Origin of the sequence: Streptomyces sp. NPDC046862, from assembly GCF_040704615.1 — a bacterium.
GTDB lineage: Bacteria > Actinomycetota > Actinomycetes > Streptomycetales > Streptomycetaceae > Streptomyces.
Window position 1 is genome coordinate 77,060 of the sequence record NZ_JBEYXP010000045.1, and the last position, 21,894, is coordinate 98,953.

Below are 21,894 nucleotides of genomic sequence, written 5' to 3' on the forward strand. Positions count from 1 at the left end.
TGGTCCTGGCTACCGCTCCTGGTCGCCCTCGCCCGACCCGCCCTCCTGGTACGCGGGGTCCTCTTGGTACGCGGGGTCCTCATCCTGCGCCGGGGCCTCCTCATACGCCGGGTCGTCCTCGTACACCTGGTCCTCCTCGTACGCCGGGTCCTCCCGCTGCCCCGCCTCCGTCGGCTGCTCGGAGGGGGCGGCGGAGCGCGTCGACCTGCCCCCGAGGGCGTCCCGCAGGCGCTGGGCGCCGAGTTGGGCGGCCTGGCGGGTGGTGTCGACGCTGACGCCGTAGAGGCCGCCGTGGGTGAGGAGAGCCGCGCTGTCGCCGACGCGCAGGGCGGCGACGTCCAGCGTCAACGCGCCCCGCGAGCCGTCGACATCGCCCTTGACGGTCATGCGGAGCGCCTGGCTGGCGTCGCCGATGCCCGGGAGCCCGATGGGGGCCACCTGGATGCCGTACGTCCGCCCCGAGGCCCCGGTCGAGGTGAACTCCTGGCACTCCTCGGCCAGTTGGCCCAAGTGGTCGAGCCTCGCGTCGATCTCGTCCCTCCGGTACGTGCCCACCTGGTACCGCACCTGGGCGCCGTACTCGGTGTCGTCGAAGCCCGCGACGGCCGGCGCTCCGCTCGGCTCGCCCAGCAGGTCCTCGGCGTACACGGCGTCCAGCAGCTCCTGGCACTCGGACCGGTCCGCCTGCCCCTTGAGCAGCCCGTCCCGCCAGGTGGCCGCGCCACCCGTCGCGGCCCAGTCCGCGCCGAGGTCGCCCGCGCTCAGAAGGGCGCGTTCGAGACGGGCGTCCGGACGGACGGGGGCGCCGGTCGCCGACGGCGGGGCGGAGGTCCGCCGGTGCGCCGGGGCGGTGGCCTCGGGTCCCGCCTGTCCCGCCTGCCACAGCCAGGCCGCCCCCACCACGAACACCACGGCGACGAACACCAGGACGGGAAGTCGATACGGATGTCGCATGGCGCCGGTCTCCCGAGAACGTGACGTTTCGTCCCAGGCCACCACCGCCGGGGAGCGTCCACCAGCGCAGGGGGGTCGTCCGGGTGAGCGGGTCCCCCGGGCGGCGTAATGTGCCCCGGGGTTACGGCACTCCGCCGAAGAACCCCTCGTCCACCGCCGAGGAAGGCGTCGCCGCCGGCTCGGCCGACGCCTCGGCGGGTGTCTCGGCCGGTGGCTCGGCCGCCGCGTCGGCCGGTGGCTCGGCGGCCGACGTCCTCGCCGTCGGTGACGCGACCCGGTTCTGGGCCGGTGAAAACGTCGGTGTGGGTGAAGGCGTCGTGGTCGATGTCGGGGTCGGCGCGGTCCCCGTCACCTCCACCACCGCCCCCTCGGCCAGCAGCTTGTACACCAACTGCGCGTCGCCGTCGCGCAGACCGATCCAGCCGCTCGTCCTGTCGTAGGCGCCCGGCGCCTTCTCGTCGTACGTCATGGCACCGATGAACGTGGTGCTCCCGTCCGGCGCCCTGAGCTCGGTCATCCAGGGAATCTTCACGGCGTAGGAGTCCTCGAAGCCGACATCCGCGCCCGTTTCGGCCTTGGCCCGCACCTTGCCGGTGACCGTCATACGGCCCGTGGGCGTGGGCGCCTCCTCCGCGCCCGAGGAGATCGGGACTTCCCGTTCACCGATCACGAGCACCCTGCGGGACAGGTCCACCGTCGCGTCGGGTGCCGCCGGAGTCGAGGTAGAAGGGGTACTGGTGGGGTTGGCGGCCGGGGCGGGGCGTTCCTCGGTGCCGCCGCCGGTGAGGTGCACCGCCAGGAGCACGGCGAGGGCGGCCGTGACGGATGCCCCGGCGACGGCCGCGGTCGTACGGCGGCGTCGACGACGGCGTACGGCGGCACGGCGGACCTCGGCCCCCGGGCCGGGCGGCGGCGCCTCGGCGCCCTCGGCCAGCTCCCGCAGCCCCAGGGTGAGTTCGCGGGTGAGTTCATCGGACACGGTCGTCCTCCCTCTCACCCTCGCCGGTGGCCAGCTCCCGCGCCAGCGCCGCCCTGCCGCGCGACAGCCGGGCCTTGACCGTCCCCACGGGAGCACCGGTCTCGGAGGCTACCTGCTCAAGACTGAGGTCGCACAGATGGTGCAGAACGACCGCCATCCGCTGGACCTCGGGAAGTTTGCGCAACGCCGCGACGAGCACGGCCCGTTCGGGATCGGGGCCGGGCGTGTGCTGGGGCGGCGGCGTACGGCGGACCAGCTCCAGCCAGCGCCGCGCCCGCCGCCAGCGGCTCACCGCGAGCCGCATCGCCACGGTCCGGATCCACGCCTCGGGCGCCCCGTCGAGGAGGAACTCCCGCCGCCGGTCCCAGGCACGGACGAACGCCTCCTGCACCACGTCCTGCGCCTCACCGTGGTCCCCGGTGAACGCGTAGAGCTGCCCGGTCAGCCGGGGGAACGCGCTGGAGTAGAACGCGTCGAACTCTTCCTCGGTCATGCCCCCGCCACGCGTGTCCAGTTCTTTCCGAGTTCCATGCAACCCGGCAGCCCCCGTGGTGCGTACAGGTCCCGTACGTCGGTCTCGTACGACGCCTACATCGAAACACACCCTGACGTGACGCCGACAAGAAACTCGGGTGTCACTGTCGCCGGGGTGCCGGACACGTGCAGTCGGAAGGAACGAAAACACCTCGGCCGACCACTGCTCGTCAGCAACTGACCATCGATCACTTGGAGTTGTCCACTCATGGCACGGAGAGACACCTACGTCACCACCGCCGCGCTCCTCGCCGTGCTGGCCGGAGCGTCCTGGGTGTCGTACGCCGTCGCCCAGGGCGAAGCGGCGTACGGCATCGAGGTGACCTCCGTCGAGACCTCCCCGACCGAGACGCCCCAGACCGAGACGCCGATGTCCAGCATCGTGGTGGACCGGACGGCAGCGGGGCGCGATCAGCGCTTCTCGTACGGGTTCTCCGGTTCCGTGACCCTCTTCACCGACCCGGTGTCCAGTACCGGTGGCCACGCCGCCTGTGAGCCGAGGGTGCCCTTGGGGTGCCAGGTGCCGGTGACGGTGATCCAGGTGTCGGTGGGCGGGGCGTCGGCGCCGCGGATCTCGACCTTGTAGGGGCTGGCGTCGGCGGCGCAGCAGGAGACCAGGAGACGGGTGAGGTACCAGGTGCCGGCGTCGGCACCGGTTCCGTGGGTGACGAAGCCCGTCATGCGGACCGTACGGCCCTTCAGGGACCGGTCCCGGTCGTAGATCGCCCGGGAGCTGAACTGGCCGAGGGTCAGCTCGACCGGGTCCCCGGCCGGGAGCTCCGGGAACGTGCCCACGCCCCGCGCCGCGTACTTCGCCGCCTCGCGGTCCGCGCTGTACGAGCCGAGAGCCGGGGGAGGGAAGAGCAGGAGGGCGAGGGCAGGGACGGCCAGGAGCCAGGCGACCCGGGGGCCACCGCCGGAGTGCTGGTGGTCGTGGCCGGCGTATTCGCTGTCGTGCGCGTCGTGGGTCTCGCCGCCGCGGGCCGTTCTGAGTGCCGAGGCCAGGGCCAGCAGGACCAGCAGTGCCCCGGAGGCGATCAGGTAGGGGCGCAGGCCCGGCTGGACGTAGCGCAGGTACAGGTCGGAGATGAGGGAGATGCGAAGGATCGCCGCGCCGGAGAGGAGCAGGACGACCGTGGGGCCGTAGCGCTTCACAGGAGCCACCACCCCACCAGGACACTGCTCGTCACGGCCACGAGCCAGGTGGCCGAGGAGAAGCGGAGCGCGAAGGCGCGGCCGAACGTGCCCGCCTGCAGGGCGATCAGCTTCAGGTCCACCATCGGGCCCACCACCATGAAGGCCAGCCGCGCGGTCGGGGAGAAGCCGGTCAGGGAGGCCGCGACGAAGGCGTCCGCCTCGCTGCACACGCACAGCACCACGGCGAGGGCCGCGAGGAGGAGGACGGACAGCCAGGGCGAGCCGGTGAAGACGTCGAGGACGGAGCGCGGTACGACGATGTTGAAGGTCGCCGCCGCTGCCGCGCCCACCACGAGGAACCCGCCCGCGTGCAGGAAGTCGTGCTGCAGGCCGGAGCGGAAGTCGTGCAGTCGGGACCAGCGGGAAGAGGGTGCCTCGGGGGACGTACGAGCCGTACGGCTCCTCGGGAGGCTCAGCCACTCCTCCCTCCCGAAGCGCACCCACAGCCAGCCCATCACCACGGCTGCGGAGAGGGAGGCGACCAGACGGCCCGCCACCATCATCGGCTGCCCCGGGAACGCGATGGACGTCGCGACGAGCACGACCGGGTTGATCGCGGGCGCGGAGAGGAGGAAGGCGAGGGCGGCGGCGGGAGCGACGCCCCGGCGCATCAGGCTCCCGGCGACCGGGACGGACGCGCACTCGCACCCCGGCAGGACGACGCCCGCCGCGCCCGCGACCGGGACGGCGAGCGCGGGGTTGCGGGGCAGCAGGCGGCTGAAGACCCGTTCGGGGACGAACGCGCCGATCGCCGCCGACACCAGGGTGCCCAGCAGCAGGAAGGGCACCCCCTGGACGACGACCGCCGTGAAGACCGTCCACCAGGCCGCCATCGCGGGGGTGGCGAGGTCGAGCGCGAGCGCCGGGCCGAGGACCGAGGCGACCGTGGCGATGGCGATGAGGGCGACACCGCCGAGGACGGTGTACACGAGGGCGCGCACGACGAGGCGTACGCCGTCGGCCACCCTCCGACCATCATCGGCCGGACTCCGGCCGCCGTCGGCCAGGGTCTGGCTGCCGTCGGCCAGGGTCTGGCTGCCGTCCGCCACGCTCAGACCACCGTCGGCCAGACTCCAGCCGCCGTCCGCCAGCCTCCGACCGCCGTCCGCCACGCTCAGACCACCGTCGGCCACATTCCGGCCGTCGTCGACCGCGCTCCGGCCGTCGTCGACCGCGCTCCGCTGGTTCTCCACGCGCCTTGCTTCCGCCTCGTGCCGCTCCGAGCTCGCCGCTCGCGCCCCTCACGCCTCACGCCTCACCCGTGTGTGCGTCGTGCGCAGATTATCCGGCGGAACTGTGCGGCATCTCTGGTTCGTCAGAGAGGAGGCTGTGCGGGGGCCGGCCCGAGAGTCGTCGTCCCGGGGACCGTACGGTGCCCGAGTCCCGTCCGGTACGCGTCCAGCGCCGCCTCCACCCGCCCGGTGCGGCGGAGCAGGTCACCGAGGAGCCGGCACAGGTCGGCCAGGTCGCCGGCCGCGCCCGCGCGCTCCAGCAGGCTCAGGGCCCGGACGTAGTGTTCCTCCGCCGTCTCGGGATCCCGCGCGTCCTCCGCGATGATGCCGAGCAGCCGGTGCGCGGCCGCGGAGTGGACGGCGCCGCGTTCCGGTGACAGGTCCCCGAGGACGTCGCGGAGCAGTGCGGCGGCCTCCTCCGACCTGCCGAGCCGGTGCAGGACGTCGGCCAGTTCCACCGCCACCTGGCTGCTGTAGAGCGCGGCGTTGCGGCCGCTGTGCATGGCCATCGCCTCACGCAACTCGCCCTCCGCGCGGCCCAGTTCGCCGTTCTGGGCGTACAGGTACCCGCGCATCCAGTGACAGTTGGCGAGTTCGGTGCGGATCTGGAGCTGGCGGTAGAGCTCGGAAGCCTTGGCCAGGGAGGCGTCTGCCTCGGCGACGCGCCCCTCGGCGACCAGGGTGCGCGCGACCTGGCGGTGCATCCGGGCCACCAGCGCCGGATCCTGCACCTGGGGCGAGAGCGCCAGGGCCAGCTCGGCCGCCTTGGCCGCCCGCGCGTGCGCGCCCATGTCCATGTAGGGGGCGATGGCGCTCGCGTAGAGCGGGAGCAGCACGTCCGGGTCGTGCAGGCCGCCGCGGTTCAGCTCGTCGAGCGTGGACTCCAGCAGGTAGCAGGCGTACCGGAGTTCACCGGCCAGGTAGTGGGCGACGGCCCGGCCGCGCAGGGCGGGTGCCCGGGCGGTCAGCGGCGCGTCGTGCAGGACGCTCTCCGCCCGCTCGAAGTACTGCCGGGCGGCGGTCAGGTCCCCCGTGTCCAGCCCGCACTCCCCCAACCCCAGTAGCGCGGTGGCCTGTTCGGCGACGAGTCCGTGCGTCTCGGCCTCCGCGAGGAGCGCCGCGTAACTCTCCGCCGCCACCGCGGCCTCGCCGGTCGCGAGCGTGCGCTGCGCGTCGGTCAGCCTCAGCCTCAGGTCGATGGCGAGGTGGGCCGGGCGTCCGGTCGCCAGTTCCTCGTAGGCGATGCCGAGTCGCTGCGCGATGTGCTTCAGCGCGTCGTCGGAGGCCCGCACCCGTCCGGCCTCCACGGTGGAGATGTACGCGGGGGTGTAGGCCTGGTCGGCCAACTGCTTCTGGGTCAACCCGCGCTCGGCACGCAGCTGCTGGACTCTTCGCCCAATGGTCTCTGGGTCGTCGCGATCGGCCGTGGCTGCCATGGAGTAAGCATGCCAGTAAACGCACTTGAGCTCGCGCTTTCCTCAACTCCCCCAGGCGCTCTTGCTGTTGAGCCTTCAACGCCCTACGTTAAGCAACGCGTTAAACCCGCTTAATGCGCTGCTGACGCCAACGCCGCGAGGTTGCCGTGCTCCGACACCTGCTCATCCGCCACGCCCGCCCCGTCTTCGCCGCGCTGCTCGCTGTGACGGCCCTGATCGCGGCGGCGAACGCCGTGCGTCCGCACTGATCCGCCACTCTCCCTCACACCTCCCCGGACAACCGCTTCCTGCCGAGCCCCACCGGAGGGGAGACGCCGATCGGTCAGAGCGGTTTCGAGAGCCCTCTGGGGGCATATGCGACCTGGGTGATGTCCGCCACATCACACGCGAACCGCCGCGCGCGCAGAACGACCACGCACGGAAGGCAATCGTCCGGATCAAGGACGGTATGCGGAGTTCGCGACGGTGAATCTACGCGGGATGCGTGGACGAGCCCGCGGGGCGTTTCGTCACCGTGCGGAACGACGCGTCGGGGAAGGGCTCTTCCCTACCTGCGGGTACGTGTGACGATACGAGGCCCGCAGGTACTTGAGCCCTCAATTTGGTCACGGTCAGCAAAGGAACAGGACATGACCAAGCCTGTCCGCGCGGTCGGCCACAGCCTGGCCCCCACCTCGACCCCCACGGCACGCATTCTCGTCGTCGACGACGAGGAGAACGTCCGCTCCATGCTCACCATGGCGCTGGAATTCCTCGATTACGCGGTGACCGGCGCCGCCACCGGCCGACAGGCACTGGAGTCCGTCGGCCGGCACAACCCCGACCTGGTGCTCCTGGACGTCAACCTCCCGGACGTCAGCGGCTTCGACGTCTGCCGGACGCTGCGCGAACGCGGCGTCACCGTGCCCGTGCTCTTCCTCACCGGCGTGGGCCGGGTCGACGACCGGGTGCGCGGCCTCGACCTGGGCGGCGACGACTTCCTCACCAAGCCGTTCGAGCTGAAGGAGGTCGCCGCCCGCATCCGCGCCCTGCTGCGCCGCTCCTCCGGCAGCCTGCACCCGGAACGGCGCCAACTGCGCGTCGGCGAACTGCACCTGGACACGGAGGCACACCAGGTGTGGTCCGCGGGGGAGCCGGTCGACCTGACGACGACGGAGTTCGCCCTCCTGCGCTACCTCATGGAGAACCCCGGCCGGGTGCTGACCCGCACACAGATACTGGAACGCGTCTGGAACCACCGAAACGAGGGCTCCGGCGCGGTGGACACCTACATCTACTACCTGCGCCGCAAGCTGGGCTGCACCGGACAGTCGCTCATACGTACGGTGCGCGGCGTGGGATACCGGCTGTGCGGGGACTGAGCGGCGGGCCGGCCCTGTCCATCGGCCTGCTCCGCCCGGGGACGACCCGTACGCGCACCGCGTCGAGCCGTACCGACGCCCGCCGGAGGGAAGAGGAGGCGACCCGGGACCGGACGGTCCGGCGGACCGTGGCCCTCTGGCTGGTCGCCACGCTGGCCACGCTCGGCGCGGTCACCACGCTCTCCGCCATGCTGCTGGGCCACTATCTCGTGGCCCGCGCCGACGAGGAGATCCAGAAGTTCGCGGCCAACCCGCTGCCCGCCGACATGGCGCGGTTCGACCTGCTCGACGGCTGCCTGATCCTCGTGGTGGACACCGAGGGCCGGGTTCTGGAGCGGTACGCGGGCTCCGGGGACATGCCGGACTTCCCCTCGCTCACCCCGGACCGGCTCAAGACCTACGCCCGGCACGAGCACCCGGTGGCCCTCGGCGGCGCCTACCGGGCCCAGGTGATCCGCGAGTCCCGGTCGGGCAAGGGCCACCAGGGCAGCTACGTCATCCACGCCCGCTCGATGTCCGACACGACCAGCGCGGTCCACCGCCTGGTCCAGGCCGAGGCCGCGGTCTCGCTGCCGCTGGTCGGCCTCGTGCTGGTGGGCGCCCGGCGGGTCGGGCGCCGGGCGGCCCGGGAGCGGGCGGACTCGGAGCGGCGGCTGCGCGAGTTCCTCGCCGCCGCCGGTCACGAACTGCGCAACCCGCTGACCACCATCTCCGGGTACACCGAACTCGCCCGCACCGACGGTGAGTCGTACGAGCCCATGCGGCAGGAGGCGCTCGGCCGGGTCGCGGCGGAGGTGCGCCGCATGGACTCGCTGATAGACGAACTGGTCCTGCTCTCCCGCCTGGACCTCGGCCAGCCCCTGCGACTGGACTGCGTGGACCTGGCCCAGATCTGCCGCGACGCGGTCGAGGCCGAACGCCACGTCCACCCGGACCACCGCGTACGCCTGCTGGTGGCCCCCGGCGAACACACCGTCACCGGCGACCCCCTGCGCCTGCACCAGGTGGTCGCCAACCTCCTCACCAACGCCCGCGTCCACACCCCCGAGGGCACCACCACAACGCTCGGCCTCGGCACGGAGGACGACCACCGCGTCCTGGAGGTCACCGACGACGGCCCCGGAGTCCCGGACGCCCTCCGGTCCGTGATCTTCGACCGCTTCGTCCGCGGCGAGGACACCGGCGCCCCGGGCAGCGGACTCGGCCTCAGCATCGTCGCGTCGATCGCCACGTCGCACGGCGGCTCGGTGACGCTGGAACCGTCGGACCGCGGGGCATGGTTCAGGGTGAAGCTGCCGGCACCGTCGTAACGGGTGGGACGGGACGGGCACCGACTCTACGCGCGAAGGGATTTCTGATCGAATTCCGATGCGTTTCCGATCACATGGACACCGTCGCCCGGTTGACTGTGGACGAGTACTCCGCGTCCCGCCCCTCCCCCCGGCGGGCCGGTCCGGCACCCTGCCCCGGTCGACGGCTCATCGGCCGGCGGTGGACCGACGGCTCATCGGTCCGCTATCCCGGCACGTGCTGGGCCGGCCTCACTTCCGGCGGGTCCTGCCGGAGGTCCTCCAAGTGCCGCTGGACGTGCTGGAGAGCGCCCTCGCGGCGACCCGGCACCCGGTGCCGCAACTCGGCGAGCGCGGGCCCCAGTTCACGGGCCCGCGCCACGTCCTCGACCTGTCCCCACTGATGGTGGGCCCGGTCCACGGCGGTCTCGACGGCGGGCGCGTCCGGGGCCTGCCCCGCGGCCAGCCGCGCGGTGGCGACCGCCATCCACGTACGGCAACTGCGCCCCGCGTCCCCCGCGAACATCGCCAGATCCGCCCGCACCTCGGTCCAGTGCAGCGCCTGCTCGGAGGCGGGCCCGTGGGCACGCAGGGCATCGGCCTCGTGCCGCGCGGCGAGCGCGTCGGCCTCGTCGTGACGCTCGGCGTGGACGGCTGCGGTGATGGCGGCGTGGGGGTCTTGGGGGTCGTGGCTGTCTTGGGAGTCGCGCGGTTCTTGGGAGTCTCGGGGGTCCAGGAGGATGCGGGGGTCCTGGGGTGCCCGGGGTGCCTGGTCCGCCTGAGGGCTCTGAGGGCTCTGAGGGCTCCGGGGGCCGCTGACGGTGACCGTGCCAGGAGCGGTGGGCACGGCAGGCTCGGTGGTCACGGTGGCCCCTGTGGTTCCCGTGGTCCCGGTCGGTGCGGGAGGCGTACGGGGGCGCGGCGGTGCCGAACGGTACGGGGCGCCGGGGGCGGAGCCTCCGGGAACCGGACCTCCGGGAACCGGACCTCCGGCCGTGGGCGTGGGCTCCCCCCAGGAGAGCACGACATCGCCGTACGCGCCCTGTCCGTCACTCGCGATCCGGGACAGCGCCTGGTGATGGAGCTGTGACAGCGGGGGCCGCTGACCGCTGCGCAGGATCGTCGCGATCGCCTTCATGTACGAGGGTTGCGCCACCGCGCGGCGCGGGGGCGGCGGGGCGACCCGACCGAGGACGGTGATGCCGGGGCCCACGTCGAGGGAGAGGGTGCGCAGGTGCTGCCAGGTCTCGGCGTCGGCGTGGAGGTCGGCGACGAGGGCGGTGGTCCCCGGGGTGCGCAGACGGAGCTCCTCGCGGATCCAGTGCCAGGGGAAGCCGGTGTAGCGCACGGTTGCCGGGGTGGTGCGGGCGAGTGCGAGATGGGGCAGGTGCTGGCGGCGGTCGAGCTGGAGCTGGCCGGTGAGGAAGATGGTGAGCGGGCCGGGTGTTCCCGCCGCGGCGCGGAGCCGGGTGAGGACGGCCTGGGGCTCCAGCGGGTCGGCGAGTTCGACGACGTTGGCCGTGTCGGTGCCGGACAGGACGGGTGGGGCGACGGCGGCGAGTATGGGCAGCACGGAGGCCGCGTCCACCAGGCACCCCTTGCCCGTGGGCGCGGCGGCGAGCAGTAGGACGGTTCCGGGCATCGGTTCCTCCCCCATCGATCACGTACAGCAGCACGGTAACCGGTGCGCGTGCAAAGGGGCGACGCCGTGGGCTTCACAGGGGTTTTAGGGGCGCGGGGAACTGCGCGACCGGCCACACCCAACCCGCACCAACCCACCCACCCCAGACAGCCCGCCCGGGGGCATGGGGGCGGAGCCCCCGAGGATGGGACGGGTAGGGGCGGCGGGGGCGAAAAAACACGTGCGGCCCGACTTGCCAGCCGACCCCGCCAGGTGTGCGCTGGAAGGCAGGGCGGTGGAGAGAGAGGAGTGCTCCCATGGCTCACGCTCACGCTCAGGCGACACCGGTGTCGGGGACACCCAAGACGGCCCCCCGCGCCCCCCTCCCCGACGTCTTCAGCGCACGCACCCACACCATCGCGCTCTGGACCCTGACCGTGCTGTCCGGCCTGGTGTACGGCTACTGGGCCGCGGCCGTCGACCGCGACGGCGGCCCCATCACCGGCTGGAACATCTTCTTCGGCTTCATGAGCGCGCTCGCGTTCATGCTGGTCCTGACCGCCGTCCGCATGGTCACCCCCTGGCTGCCCCGCGAGCCGCACGCCGCGCTGTGGGCCTCGTTCGCGGGCATCGCCTTCGGCTTCCTCTACAGCCTGACCGACGCGAGCATCGAGCGCTCCTCGCTCCTGTCCCTGCCGGTCGCCGCGCTCGTGGGCGTGATGACCTACTACTGGTACTACACGCACGAGGACGCGGCGGGCCACCGAGTCCGGTGACGGTGGCGGTGAAGGTGAAGGTGACAATGACGCACCGTTCTCCCCGTACGGGGACCCGTTGCCCCCGTACGGATTGCCGTATGCCCCCATATGCAGTCATCGGCGCCCCGACCGGTCGCGCGCCCCGCCCCGGGGGCCTTGCCTGAAAGCGTGCCTCGACGTGTCCGGAGCGCCCTGTCGGCCCTGCTGACCGCGCTCGCCTCCCTGCTCGCGCCGCTCGGCGCGCTGGCGGCGTGGGCGACGTACGAGATCGGGGACACCGGACGGTACGAGGCGGCGACGGCGCCGCTGGCCGCCGACCCCCACGTACGGAACGCCATCGCGGACGCGGTCACGGCCGGGATCATGCGGGAGATCCACGTGGGGCCGCCGCTGAAGGGGCCGCTACGGGCGTTCACGCACGACGCCGTGCGCTCCTTCACGCAGACCGACGCGTACCGCGTGGCGTGGACCGCGGCGAACCGGGCCGCGCACGACACGGTGCTGCGGGCGGTGCACGACGACGGCACGGCGCCCGTGACGCTCGACGTCGCGCCCGTCACGGAGCGGGTGAAGCAGCGGCTCGTGCACGACGGCGTGCCGTTCGCGCACCGCATCCCGGTCGAGCACACCGAGGTCGTCGTGCTGTCGCCCGAGAACCTGGACCGGCTCCGAAAGGGATACCGCGTGCTCGAACTCACCTCGTTCTGGCTGCCGTCGCTCACCCTGGCACTGGCCGCGGCCGGTCTCCTCGTGTCCGCCTGCCGCCGTCGCGCGGTGTTCGCGACGGGGCTCGGTACGGCGCTGGGCGGCGCCCTGCTGGGCATCGCCGTGGCCGTGGGACGCCGCGTGACGCTGACCGACCTGCCGCCCGACGTGTCGCGCGCGGCGGCGGCCTCCGTCTACGACGCCGTGACGGCCACCCTGCGCACCGTGACGTGGCTGCTGGTGGTGCTGGGCCTGTCGGTGGCACTGGTGGCGTGGATCACGGGCTTCCAGGACCACCAGCACCGCCACTCACAGGAGCACCAGCCGGCTCCCGCCCCGCAGGAGCGGCCACAGGCCCAGGTCTGACAACGCACTGGTCCGACATCGCACGGGTCCGACATCCCACGGGTCCGACATCCCACGGGTCCGACATCTCACACGCCTCGCAACCGTCCCACCACCACCCCCGTCCTTGAGGGAGGATTCGGGCACCCAGCGAGCGGGCGGAGGCCGGGGCGTGGACGCGGTGGCGGTTGAACGGACGACGACGGCGGAGGAGGCCGAGCGGGCGTCCCGGCGCAGGTCGGGCGCCTGGTTCGCGGGGCTCCTGCTCGCCGGGGTCAGCGCGGTGCTCGGATGCCGGGTGGCCGACAGCGACGGCGTCACGCCGGTGCCCCAGCTGCTCGCCTTCCTGCCGTGGCTGCTCGCCCCCACCGCCCTCGCCCTGCTCCTCGCCCTGCGCGCCCGCTGGCGGACCGGCCTGGTGTGGGGCGTCGTCGTCCTCGGCGGCCTCGCGTGGTACATCGAGCCGTACGGCAGGACGGACGAGCCGAGCGGGCCGCCGCTCGCCGAGCTGCGGGTGCTGACGTCGAACGTGCAGTTCGGGCGGGGGACCGACGCGCTGATCGACGCCGTCCGCCGCGACGACCCCGACATCGTGTTCGTCCAGGAGTGCGAGCAGACGTGCTCGGCGGCCCTCAGGGACGCCTTCGAGCAGGACGGCTACCCGTACCGGCAGGCCGTCGAGGGGTACGGCTCCGACGGTTCCGTCATCCTCAGCCGCCTCCCGCTCACCCGGGCCCCCGGCGTCCCGGGCACCATGGGCATGCCCGGCGCCAGCACCGAGGTGAACGGCCGGACGGTACGGCTCCAGCTCGCGCACCCCATGCCGCCGCTGCCCGGGCAGGTGGACACCTGGCGCCGCGAGCTGGGCCGCCTGCGCGCGTACGCCGCGGCCGACACCTCCACGTCCACGATCCTCGCCGGGGACTTCAACGCCTCCCAGGACCACGCCGCCTTCCGCCGCATCCTCGACGCCGGGCTGCGGGACGGCGCCCGGCTCGCCGGGAACACCCGTACGCCCAGCTGGCCCGCGCGGACGACCCCGACGTTCGGCGCCCAGATCGACCACGTCCTGGTGTCCCCGGACTTCGCCGCGCGGCGGGCCCGCTTCCTCCGCGTCGACGGCACCGACCACCGTGCCCTGCTCGTGGACCTCACCCTGCACCGGCGGAGCTGATCCCCGGGCACGGTGTTACTCCGCGTTACTTCGCGTTACTCCGCACCGGTCAACCCCGTACCCCTGGCGAATCGTTACGTCACTCCCGCAGGGGTGAGGCTTCACATGCGCGGGAGCCGAGAGGGCAATGATCGCCCTTGTCACTCTTCCTACCGATAAGGGGATGTTCATGCAGCGTGCCGCTGCCGTCTTGATCGGGACCCTCGCCCTCGTCGGGGCCCTGGCCGCACCCGCCGTCGCGGTGCCGGACCCGGTCGCGACCGTCAACTGCTTCGTCCAGACCCCCGCCGACGTCGTGGGCCTGGTCGACCCCGCCGCCCCCGCCGTGCCCACCGAGATCCCGGGGGTGTCCTGCCTGGCTCCGTGACCCCTCGGACAGAGAGACAGAGAGACGGACAAATGAGTGCGGGCCGCCCTGTGCAGGAGGGCGGCCCGCACCCGTGGGGGGTGGCGGCTGACGGGCGGCCCCGCTAGCGAGCCTTGCTCAGGGCCTTGTCCAGGGCCTGGGCGAAGCCGTTGACCCACAGCTGGTTCACGCGGGCCCGCTCGGCCGCGTTCGGGTTGGCGTTCGTGCAGGACGTGCCGGGACCGCCGCCCGACATCAGCTCGCTGCACGGTCCGGAGTAGTGGTCGGGCAGACCGAGCACGTGCCCGGTCTCGTGGGCGGTCACGCGCGTGGAGTCGTACTGCTGGTTCTGCCGGTAGTCGAGGAAGATGTAGCCGCCGCCGTGGCCGTCCGTGGAGGCGTAGGAGCCCCGCGAGTCGTTGCCCTCCCGGTAGCTGAAGTCGGCGCTCGACGCCGAGCCCGACTGGAGCTTCACGTTCGACACCGAGCTGTTCCAGATCTGGGTGCTGCGGGCTATCTGGCTCGCGAACGTGGGCGCGCGGGAGGCGTCGTAGACGACGGTGACGGCCGCGGCCTCGGGGGCGGCGGCACGCTTCTCGGCGACCGACCGGACCACCGCCTCGAAGAACGCCTCGTTGGCCTTGGCCTCCTCCGCCGAACCCGCGTATCTCGCGTACGAGTCGGGAGCCTGCGCGGCCGTGGCGGGGACCGCCGTGCCGAGACCGGCACCCGCGAGAGCGAGACCGATCGCCATGGCGCGGGCGGACTTGGGCATGCGCGTACGCATACGCATCGATGACTCCTTCTGTGTGGGGGGTGGAAGTCGTCATCGGTGAGTGTCGGCGCCTGTGCGAGGGCTGTGATGATGGCAAGTGGCGATAGCACGGAGCTATCACCCCTGCCAGGCCGCAGCAGCCCGGTACCGCTCCGTGGGCAACCGTGCCGTACGCAACGCCCAACTCGCCTGCGTTGTGAGTGGTTTGTGCGTCTGGTGAATCCCTTGCTTCCGCTTTACCCTCCACAGGCATGGAGCTTGAGGTGAGGCATCTACGCGCGTTGTGCGCCATCGCCGACACCGGCAGCCTGCATCGCGCCGCACGTCAACTCGGTGTGGCGCAGCCCTCGTTGAGCACCCAGTTGCGCCGCATCGAGCAGGAGCTGGGCGGCGCCCTGTTCCTGCGCGAGCGCACCGGCTGCCGCCCCACCGCGCTGGGCCGGGTCGTCCTCGGCCGGGCCCGCCCCCTCGTGGCCGAGATGCGCGCCCTGGTGGCCGAGGCCCGGGCCGCCGCCGTGACGGGCCCCCAGGTGCGCGTCGGCTCCACCGCGAGCCCCGCCCTCGCGGGCTGGCTGCGCCGCCTCCGCGACGGCCGGCGCGAACCCCTCCTCCAGATGGACGTCTCCGCGAACGCCCTGCTGCGCATGGTCGCCGACGGCCAGCTCGACGTCGCGTTCGTGCACGAGGTGGAGGGCTGCCCGCTGCGCGTCCCGCCCGAGCTCGACCTGCGCGTCCTCGTCGAGCGCGAGCCACAGTTCGTGTCACTGCCCGAGGACCACCCGGCCGCCGCCCGGTCCGTCGTACGCCTGACCGATCTGGCCCAGGACCGCTGGATGGTCGACCCGACGGTGGACGGCGAGTGGGACGCGGTGCACCGCATGCTGCGCGCCGCGGGCCTCAGCCCCCGCATCCTGCACGGCGACTACCACACCACCGCGTCCCTCGTCGCGACCGGCGAGGTCGTCACCGTCTGCCAGCCGACCTGCCAGTCCCGCCCCGGCATGGCCGTACGCCGCCTGTACGGCGACCCCCTCGGCGTACGCCTCATCCTCGCGGCCCGCACCGAGGAGGTGCTGGAGTCGGTGTACCCGCAGCTGGTCGAGGCGTACTGGGACACGGTGCGCCAGGCGCCGGCGTACCGGGAGTGGCTCATGGCGAAGGGGGCGTCCCCGGGCCTGGGAACGCCCCCTCCGCCGTACGAGCAGCCCTACGAGCAGCCCTACGATCAGCCGTACGAGCACACGTACCGCGAGCCGAAACCCGCGTAGGCGAGCGGTACTTGCCTGGTACTCGCCCGTCAGACGCCGATGTCGCAGCCGTCCGCGCGCCACACGGAGACCACGGCGGGCCGTACGATCTTGCCCTCGCCGTCCGGCCAGGCGCTCTTCGGGTTCTCCACGGAGGCGCCGTCGATCTCGCCCGGGTGCTGGACCGCGACGAGGACACGGCGGTCCTGGATGATCGGGCCGCAGGTCTCGGCGCCGTTCGGCACGGTCAGGAACTGCTTGAGCTCACCGCGCTTCTCGCCCTTGGTCGCCACGCCGAACAGGCCGTCGTGCGAGCCGAGCTGGGCGCCGTCGGTGGAGATCCACAGGTTGCCGTGCGGGTCGAAGGCGACGTTGTCCGGGCAGGAGATCTGGCTGACCTGGTCCTTCGGGAAGCCCGCGAAGTAGGTGGCGGGGTCGTTCGGGTCACCCGCCACGAGGAAGAGCAGCCAGGCGAACTTCGTGCTCTCCGGCCGGTTCCAGCGCTCGGTGAGCTCCAGGATGTGGCCGTGCTTGTTGGCGTTGCGCGGGTTGGCCTCGTCCGCCTTGGCGTTGGAGCCGACACCGCGGTTGGTGTTGTTGGTGAGGGCGACGTACACCTTGCCGGTGACCGGGTTGGGCTCGAAGTCCTCGGGGCGGTCCATCTTCGTGGCGCCGACCTTGTCACCGGCGAGCCGCGTGAAGACGAAGACCTCCTCGGCGGTCATCCCGTCCACGTGCGAGACGGCGCCCTTCGCGGTGGCGGTGGCCAGCGGGATCCACTCGCCGCTCCCGTCGAACTCGCCGTCCGCCGGCAGCTTGCCCGTGCCGTCGATCTCGATCGCGGGGGAGTCGCCGGTGAGCTTGGCGACGTACAGCGTCCCTTCGTCGAGGAGGGAGAGATTGTGCTCACGCACGGCCCGGGAGGTCCCGTGCTTCATCCGCTTGCTGCTGATGAACTTGTAGAAGTAGTCGAAGCGCTCGTCGTCACCGGAGTACACGACGGGACGGCCGTCCGCCGTGAGCCGGATGGTCGCGGCCTCGTGCTTGAAGCGGCCGATGGCGGTGTGCTTGCGGGGCGTGGAGGAGGGGTCGTACGGGTCGAACTCGACGACGTAGCCGAACCGGTGGACCTCGTTCGGCTCCTGGGCGACGTCGAACCGCTTGTCGAACCTCTCCCACTTGCGCTCGGAGGCCCCGGTGCCGATGCCGTACCGCTTGTCGGTGGCGCGGCTGCTGTTGGCGAAGTACTGGTTGAAGTTCTCCTCGCCATGGAGGGTGGTTCCCCAGGGCGTGGTGCCACCGGAGCAGTTGTTGAGGGTGCCCAGCACCTTGGTCCCGCTCGGATCGGCGGAGGTCTTCACCAGGTCCGACCCGGCGACCGGCCCCGTGAGCCGGAACTCGGTGGTGGCGGTGACGCGGCGGTTGAGGGGGTGCCGGGGCACGGCGGTGAGCTTGCCGGTGCGCTTGTCGCCCTCGACGACGACCGCGGACAGCCCGTGGGCGGCCCAGGCGACCTCGACCTGCTCACGGGTGGGGTTGGCCGCGTCGTACCCGCGGAACATGAGCACCTCGTCGGTGTACTCGTGGTTGGCGACGAGGAGCTGCCGACCGCGCTCACCGGGCAGCGGGAGGAGAGCGAGGAAGTCGTTGTTGTAACCGAACTGCCCGGCCTGGGCCTTGGCCGTCTGGTTCTCGGGGTCGAACGCGGGGGCGCCGCGCAGGATGGGCTCGCCCCAGCGGATGACGACGTTCTGCTGGTACCCGTCGGGGATCACCACGGCGTCGGCGGTGTTGGGGGCGACGGGGTTGAAACGGAGTCCGCGGGCGCTCTTGCGGGTCTTGGCGGCGGTGGCGGAGGCGTCGGTGCCGGCCTCTGCCCCGGCTGCCCCGGTCCCGGCCGCTGCGGCGGGCGTGAGGGCGGCGCCGCCCGCGGCACCGGCCACGGTGACGACGGCGGCGGCACGCATGATCGACCGCCGGCTCAGCGCGGTGGCGATGACGTCGCCGACGTATTCGTTGGTGGAGGTGTTGGGGACGTCGTGGAAACAGGCGTCACCACACCGGAACCGGCAGGTCATGGCGGACCGCCCGCCGGGGTGGGACGCGCTCGCCCCGTTCACTCCGACCATTGGCAGCAGTTTGCGCACTTTGCTCTCCCCATACGTGCCCTTGATGTGTTCGTGACGGTAAGGGCGAACGCGTTCGAGCACACGGACGCTGGGTGAACAGGGGGTGAACCTGAGGAAGTTGAGGCGGTATTGACACCATGACAAGGCGAGGGTTACAGCCTCCCCTCCGCCCCACCCCAAGATCACCGAGATCGGCCGCTAACCTTACGTGTCCGTCCTGGCCAGGGATCGACGGGCTTCACCTCACGCGAAGGGTTGCGCAACATGGGCATTCTTTCTCTCCTGCGGAACGCGTTCGGCCGCTCACGCAAGGGGCGCGACGCCGACGCGACGGCCTCTTCGCGGGAGCCCTCGCCCGAGTCCACGCAGGCTCCTTCGCCGGCGAAGGAGCCTGCGCCGGCGCCTTCGCCGGAGCCGAAGGCGAAGACGGAACCGAAGCCGGAACCGAAGGTCCCGGCCCCGTCCCCCGAGCCGAAGCAGGCCCCGTCCCCGGTGGACGACCTGGTCTCGGCGGCCTTCGACAACGTGACGGTCCCGAAGCCGACGCCTCCGGCGGCCGAGCAGGCCCCCGAGCCCGAGCCCGTCGTCGAGCCCGCGCCCACGCCGGTGGCTGAGAAGGCCCCCGAGCCGGTGGCCGAGAAGGCTGCGGAGCCAGAGCCGGAGCCGGAGCCGGAGGTGACGCCCGAGCCGGAGCCGGTGGCCGAGAAGGCCCCCGAGCCCGCCCTCGCGGCGGAGCCTGAGCCCGTGGTGGCCGAGCCTGAACCTGTGGTGGCGGCCGAGCCGGAGGCCGCAGCGCCGACGACGGAGCCCGAGCCGACGGCCACCGAGGTCCCGGAACCGGAGGCCGAGAAGTCCTCGGAGGCCGAGAAGACCCCGGAGCCCGAGAAGACCCCGGAGCCCGAGGCCACCGCCGCGCCCGAGCCGCAGCCCGAGCCGGAAACCGAAGCTCAGTCCGAGCCGGAAATCGAAGCTCAGCCCGAGCCGGAAGCCGAAGCTCAGCCCGAGCCCGAGCCCGTCAGTGCGGCCGCAGCGGCGTCCGAGCCGGCAGCCGCCGACGGCGACCAGGCCCCACAGGGGCCACCCGCACCCGACGACGAAAGCAGCACGGGTGGTGCGGGCGGGGAAGAAACCCAGGCCGAAGGCGAAGCCGAGGCCGAAAAGACCCCCGAGCCCGCGGCAGCGACCCTCGCCCGCCTCAAGACCCGCGCCCCCTCCCTCACCACCGCCTACAAGGCCGCCGCAGCCGCCCTCAAGAAGCACGACCTCACCGGCACCCGCGCCAAGGTGTACCTCGTCCTCGACCGCTCCGCCTCCATGCGCCCGTACTACAAGGACGGCTCCGCCCAGGCCCTCGGCGAGCAGGCCCTCGCCCTCTCCGCGAACCTCGACCCCGAGGCCACGGTCCACGTCACGTTCTTCTCCACGGAGCTGGACGGCACCGGCGAGCTCACCCTCGAAGAGCACGAGAACAAGATCGACGACCTCCACGCGGGCCTCGGCCGCATGGGCCGTACGAGCTATCACGCCGCCGTGGAGGAGATCCTCGCCCACTACGAGAAGTCGGGCACCAAGGACCCCGCCCTCGTGATCTTCCAGACGGACGGCGCCCCCGACGCGAAGACCCCCGCCACCCAGGCCCTCACGGAGGCGGCGAAGAAGCACCCCGCCGTGTTCTTCTCCTTCGTCGCCTTCGGTGACCCGGAGAACAAGGCCTTCGACTACCTCCGCAAGCTCAAGACGGACAACACGGCCCACTTCCTGGCCGGCGAGACCCCGCGCGAGCTGACCGACAACGAGCTCTACGAGGGCGTACTGGCGAACTGGCGCCCGTAGCCACCACGGACCACCACCGCTCACCACCCCTCACCACCCCTCACCAGTCGGCCGCCCCTTCCCACCCACAAAACGGGAAGCGGGCGGCCCACCCATGTCGGCTACGATTTCAAGGTTCGCAAGGAACGAGAACCACGAACCCGACCTGGGAGCATCCCCCGATGGCTCGACACCTCATCACCAGCGCCCTTCCGTACATCAACGGGATCAAGCACCTGGGCAACATGGTGGGGTCCATGCTCCCGGCGGACGTGTACTCCCGGTACCTCCGCCAGCGCGGCCACGACGTCCTCTACATCTGCGCCACGGACGAGCACGGCACCCCCGCCGAGCTGGCCGCCAAGGAGCAGGGCATCCCGGTCGACGAGTTCTGCGCCCAGGCGCACGAGCAGCAGAAGGCGATCTACGACGGCTTCAACCTGGCCTTCGACTACTTCGGCCGGAGCTCCTCCCCGCAGAACCACGAGATCACCCAGGAGATCGCCCGCGAACTGAAGTCCAACGGCTTCATCGAGGAGCGGGCGATCCGCCAGGTCTACTCGATCACGGACGGCCGCTTCCTCCCGGACCGCTACATCATCGGCACCTGCCCGCACTGCGGCTACGACAAGGCCCGTGGCGACCAGTGCGAGAACTGCACGCGCGTCCTGGACCCGACCGACCTGATCGACGCGCGCTCGGCGATCAGCGGCAGCAGCGACCTGGAGGTCCGCGAGACCAAGCACCTGTTCCTCCTCCAGTCGGCGCTGGCCGGCGAGGTGGAGTCGTGGGTCGACGAGCGAGCCGACAACTGGCCCGTCCTCGCCTCCTCCATCGCCCGCAAGTGGCTGACCGAGGGACTGCACGACCGCGCGATCACCCGTGACCTGGACTGGGGCGTCCCGGTCCCGGCCGACACCTGGCCGGACCTGGCCGCCGAGGGCAAGGTCTTCTACGTCTGGTTCGACGCCCCGATCGAGTACATCGGCTCGACGAAGGAGTGGGCGGACCAGGACCCGGAGAACCGCGACTGGCGCTCGTGGTGGTGGGAGTCCGGCGCGGACGTCCACTACACGCAGTTCATGGGCAAGGACAACGTCCCGTTCCACAGCGTGATGTTCCCGGCGACCCTGCTGGGCACCCGCGCCCCGTGGAAGAAGGTCGACGTCATCAAGGCCTTCAACTGGCTGAACTACTACGGCGGCAAGTTCTCCACCTCCCAGAAGCGAGGCGTCTTCACCCACGACGCCCTGGAGATCCTCCCTGCCGACTACTGGCGTTACTTCATGATGGCCAACGCCCCGGAGTCGGACGACTCGTCCTTCACCTGGGAGCACTTCACGGCCACGGTGAACAAGGACCTGGCGGACACCCTCGGCAACTTCGTCAACCGCGTCCTGTCCTTCTCCCGCAAGCGCTTCGGAGACTCCGTCCCCGAGGGCGGCGAGCCGGGCGAGGCCGAGGCGAAGCTGGGCGCGGAGATCGCCCGCCTGCTCGCCGAGTACGAGTCCCAGATGGAGGCCATCCAGTTCCGCAAGGCCGCGGCCGCACTGCGCGCCCTGTGGTCGGCGGGCAACTCCTACCTGGAGGAGAAGGCCCCCTGGCTGGAGATCAAGACCGACAAGGACGGCGCCGCTCTCACCCTCCGTACGGCGATGAACCTCATCCACCTCTACGCGGTGGTCTCCGAGCCCTTCATCCCGACGTCGTCGGCGGCCATGCGCACCGCCTTCGCCCTCAAGAACGACACGGCGACCTGGGTGACGGCCGACGAGGCCCGCACCCTCACCTCGGTCCCCGCCGGCACCCCCTTCACGGTCCCCCCGGTTCTCTTCGCCAAGCTCACGGACGAGGACCTGGAGACGTACAGGGAGCGCTTCGGCGGCGAGGCGGCGTAGCGCACACACCTCCAAGAAGGGGCCCGATGACGTCATACGGCGTCACCGGGCCCTTCTGTTGCCGTGGGAGACGCTGACGAGACATTCACGGGCAGCAGGTAC

Annotated in this window: 19 protein-coding genes; 9 read left to right on the plus strand and 10 right to left on the minus strand. The window is 71.9% G+C overall.

Translation table 11 applies throughout. The features are described from left to right. Nucleotides 1-9: 9 nt before the first annotated feature. The 7 genes from AB0959_RS38050 to AB0959_RS38080 all read right to left on the minus strand — a co-directional run bounded on the left by AB0959_RS38050 (nucleotide 10) and on the right by AB0959_RS38080 (nucleotide 6,332). Nucleotides 10-954 carry a hypothetical protein gene (locus tag AB0959_RS38050; RefSeq protein WP_366831341.1) on the minus strand — a complete coding sequence of 315 codons (945 nt, stop codon included), beginning with the start codon at nucleotides 952-954 and terminating at the stop codon, nucleotides 10-12. Between the two features lie 121 nt (nucleotides 955-1,075). Further along, nucleotides 1,076-1,933: a L,D-transpeptidase gene (locus AB0959_RS38055; protein WP_366831342.1), complete on the minus strand. Its 858-nt coding sequence runs from the start codon at nucleotides 1,931-1,933 to the stop codon at nucleotides 1,076-1,078. Next, nucleotides 1,923-2,426: a SigE family RNA polymerase sigma factor gene (locus AB0959_RS38060; RefSeq protein ID WP_366831343.1), complete on the minus strand. Its 504-nt coding sequence runs from the start codon at nucleotides 2,424-2,426 to the stop codon at nucleotides 1,923-1,925. Before AB0959_RS38060 ends, AB0959_RS38055 begins: the two co-directional genes overlap by 11 nt. Before the next feature lie 266 nt (nucleotides 2,427-2,692). Continuing rightward, nucleotides 2,693-2,848, minus strand: a complete 156-nt coding sequence (locus AB0959_RS38065) for a hypothetical protein (protein WP_366831344.1) — start codon at nucleotides 2,846-2,848, stop codon at nucleotides 2,693-2,695. 30 nt (nucleotides 2,849-2,878) lie between these two features. Beyond that, on the minus strand, nucleotides 2,879-3,622 hold the full coding sequence (locus tag AB0959_RS38070; RefSeq protein ID WP_366831363.1) for a TIGR03943 family protein: 744 nt from the start codon (nucleotides 3,620-3,622) through the stop codon (nucleotides 2,879-2,881). After that, nucleotides 3,619-4,629, minus strand: a complete 1,011-nt coding sequence (locus AB0959_RS38075) for a permease (RefSeq protein ID WP_366831364.1) — start codon at nucleotides 4,627-4,629, stop codon at nucleotides 3,619-3,621. Before AB0959_RS38075 ends, AB0959_RS38070 begins: the two co-directional genes overlap by 4 nt. Nucleotides 4,630-4,979: 350 nt before the next feature. Next, the gene (locus AB0959_RS38080; RefSeq protein ID WP_366831345.1) at nucleotides 4,980-6,332 is read right to left on the minus strand and encodes a tetratricopeptide repeat protein; all 1,353 of its coding nucleotides are present in this window, start codon (nucleotides 6,330-6,332) and stop codon (nucleotides 4,980-4,982) included. A gap of 629 nt (nucleotides 6,333-6,961) precedes the next feature. On the opposite strand from AB0959_RS38080, the gene AB0959_RS38085 reads away from it, so the two are divergent. Then, entirely contained in the window at nucleotides 6,962-7,693 is a 732-nt protein-coding gene (locus tag AB0959_RS38085; RefSeq protein WP_366831346.1) for a response regulator transcription factor, read from the plus strand. After that, a complete protein-coding gene (locus AB0959_RS38090) occupies nucleotides 7,681-9,003 on the plus strand; it encodes a HAMP domain-containing sensor histidine kinase (protein ID WP_366831347.1) in 1,323 nt (440 codons plus the stop codon). The genes AB0959_RS38085 and AB0959_RS38090 overlap by 13 nt, the downstream gene beginning before the upstream one ends. A 205-nt stretch (nucleotides 9,004-9,208) precedes the next feature. On the opposite strand, the gene AB0959_RS38095 is transcribed toward AB0959_RS38090, so the two are convergent. Further along, a complete protein-coding gene (locus AB0959_RS38095; RefSeq protein WP_366831348.1) occupies nucleotides 9,209-10,624 on the minus strand; it encodes a hypothetical protein in 1,416 nt (471 codons plus the stop codon). A 296-nt stretch (nucleotides 10,625-10,920) separates the two neighbouring features. On the opposite strand from AB0959_RS38095, the gene AB0959_RS38100 reads away from it, so the two are divergent. The 4 genes from AB0959_RS38100 to AB0959_RS38115 all read left to right on the plus strand — a co-directional run bounded on the left by AB0959_RS38100 (nucleotide 10,921) and on the right by AB0959_RS38115 (nucleotide 13,952). Then, nucleotides 10,921-11,379, plus strand: a complete 459-nt coding sequence (locus tag AB0959_RS38100) for a hypothetical protein (protein WP_366831349.1) — start codon at nucleotides 10,921-10,923, stop codon at nucleotides 11,377-11,379. A gap of 150 nt (nucleotides 11,380-11,529) precedes the next feature. After that, nucleotides 11,530-12,432 (plus strand): hypothetical protein, encoded by a 903-nt coding sequence (locus AB0959_RS38105; protein ID WP_366831350.1) that lies wholly within the window; start codon nucleotides 11,530-11,532, stop codon nucleotides 12,430-12,432. Nucleotides 12,433-12,583: 151 nt separating this feature from the next. Next, a complete protein-coding gene (locus AB0959_RS38110; RefSeq protein ID WP_366831351.1) occupies nucleotides 12,584-13,585 on the plus strand; it encodes an endonuclease/exonuclease/phosphatase family protein in 1,002 nt (333 codons plus the stop codon). A 169-nt stretch (nucleotides 13,586-13,754) separates the two neighbouring features. After that, nucleotides 13,755-13,952: a hypothetical protein gene (locus AB0959_RS38115; protein ID WP_366831352.1), complete on the plus strand. Its 198-nt coding sequence runs from the start codon at nucleotides 13,755-13,757 to the stop codon at nucleotides 13,950-13,952. Nucleotides 13,953-14,055: 103 nt separating this feature from the next. Here the strand turns inward: AB0959_RS38115 and snpA are convergent, their stop codons facing one another. Further along, the gene (gene snpA, locus AB0959_RS38120; protein ID WP_366831365.1) at nucleotides 14,056-14,718 is read right to left on the minus strand and encodes a snapalysin; all 663 of its coding nucleotides are present in this window, start codon (nucleotides 14,716-14,718) and stop codon (nucleotides 14,056-14,058) included. 239 nt (nucleotides 14,719-14,957) lie between these two features. Here snpA and AB0959_RS38125 point away from each other — a divergent pair, with 239 nt between their 5' ends. Then, the gene (locus tag AB0959_RS38125; protein ID WP_366831353.1) at nucleotides 14,958-15,974 is read left to right on the plus strand and encodes a LysR family transcriptional regulator; all 1,017 of its coding nucleotides are present in this window, start codon (nucleotides 14,958-14,960) and stop codon (nucleotides 15,972-15,974) included. A gap of 29 nt (nucleotides 15,975-16,003) precedes the next feature. Here the strand turns inward: AB0959_RS38125 and AB0959_RS38130 are convergent, their stop codons facing one another. Next, nucleotides 16,004-18,100: a PhoX family protein gene (locus AB0959_RS38130; RefSeq protein ID WP_366831354.1), complete on the minus strand. Its 2,097-nt coding sequence runs from the start codon at nucleotides 18,098-18,100 to the stop codon at nucleotides 16,004-16,006. Nucleotides 18,101-18,346: 246 nt separating this feature from the next. Between AB0959_RS38130 and AB0959_RS38135 the strand changes: the two genes are divergently transcribed. Together AB0959_RS38135 and metG are read left to right on the plus strand one after the other, a co-directional pair. Beyond that, nucleotides 18,347-19,915, plus strand: a complete 1,569-nt coding sequence (locus AB0959_RS38135) for a VWA domain-containing protein (RefSeq protein WP_366831355.1) — start codon at nucleotides 18,347-18,349, stop codon at nucleotides 19,913-19,915. Between the two features lie 161 nt (nucleotides 19,916-20,076). Then, nucleotides 20,077-21,792 (plus strand): methionine--tRNA ligase, encoded by a 1,716-nt coding sequence (gene metG, locus AB0959_RS38140; RefSeq protein ID WP_366831356.1) that lies wholly within the window; start codon nucleotides 20,077-20,079, stop codon nucleotides 21,790-21,792. Nucleotides 21,793-21,894: the final 102 nt, after the last annotated feature.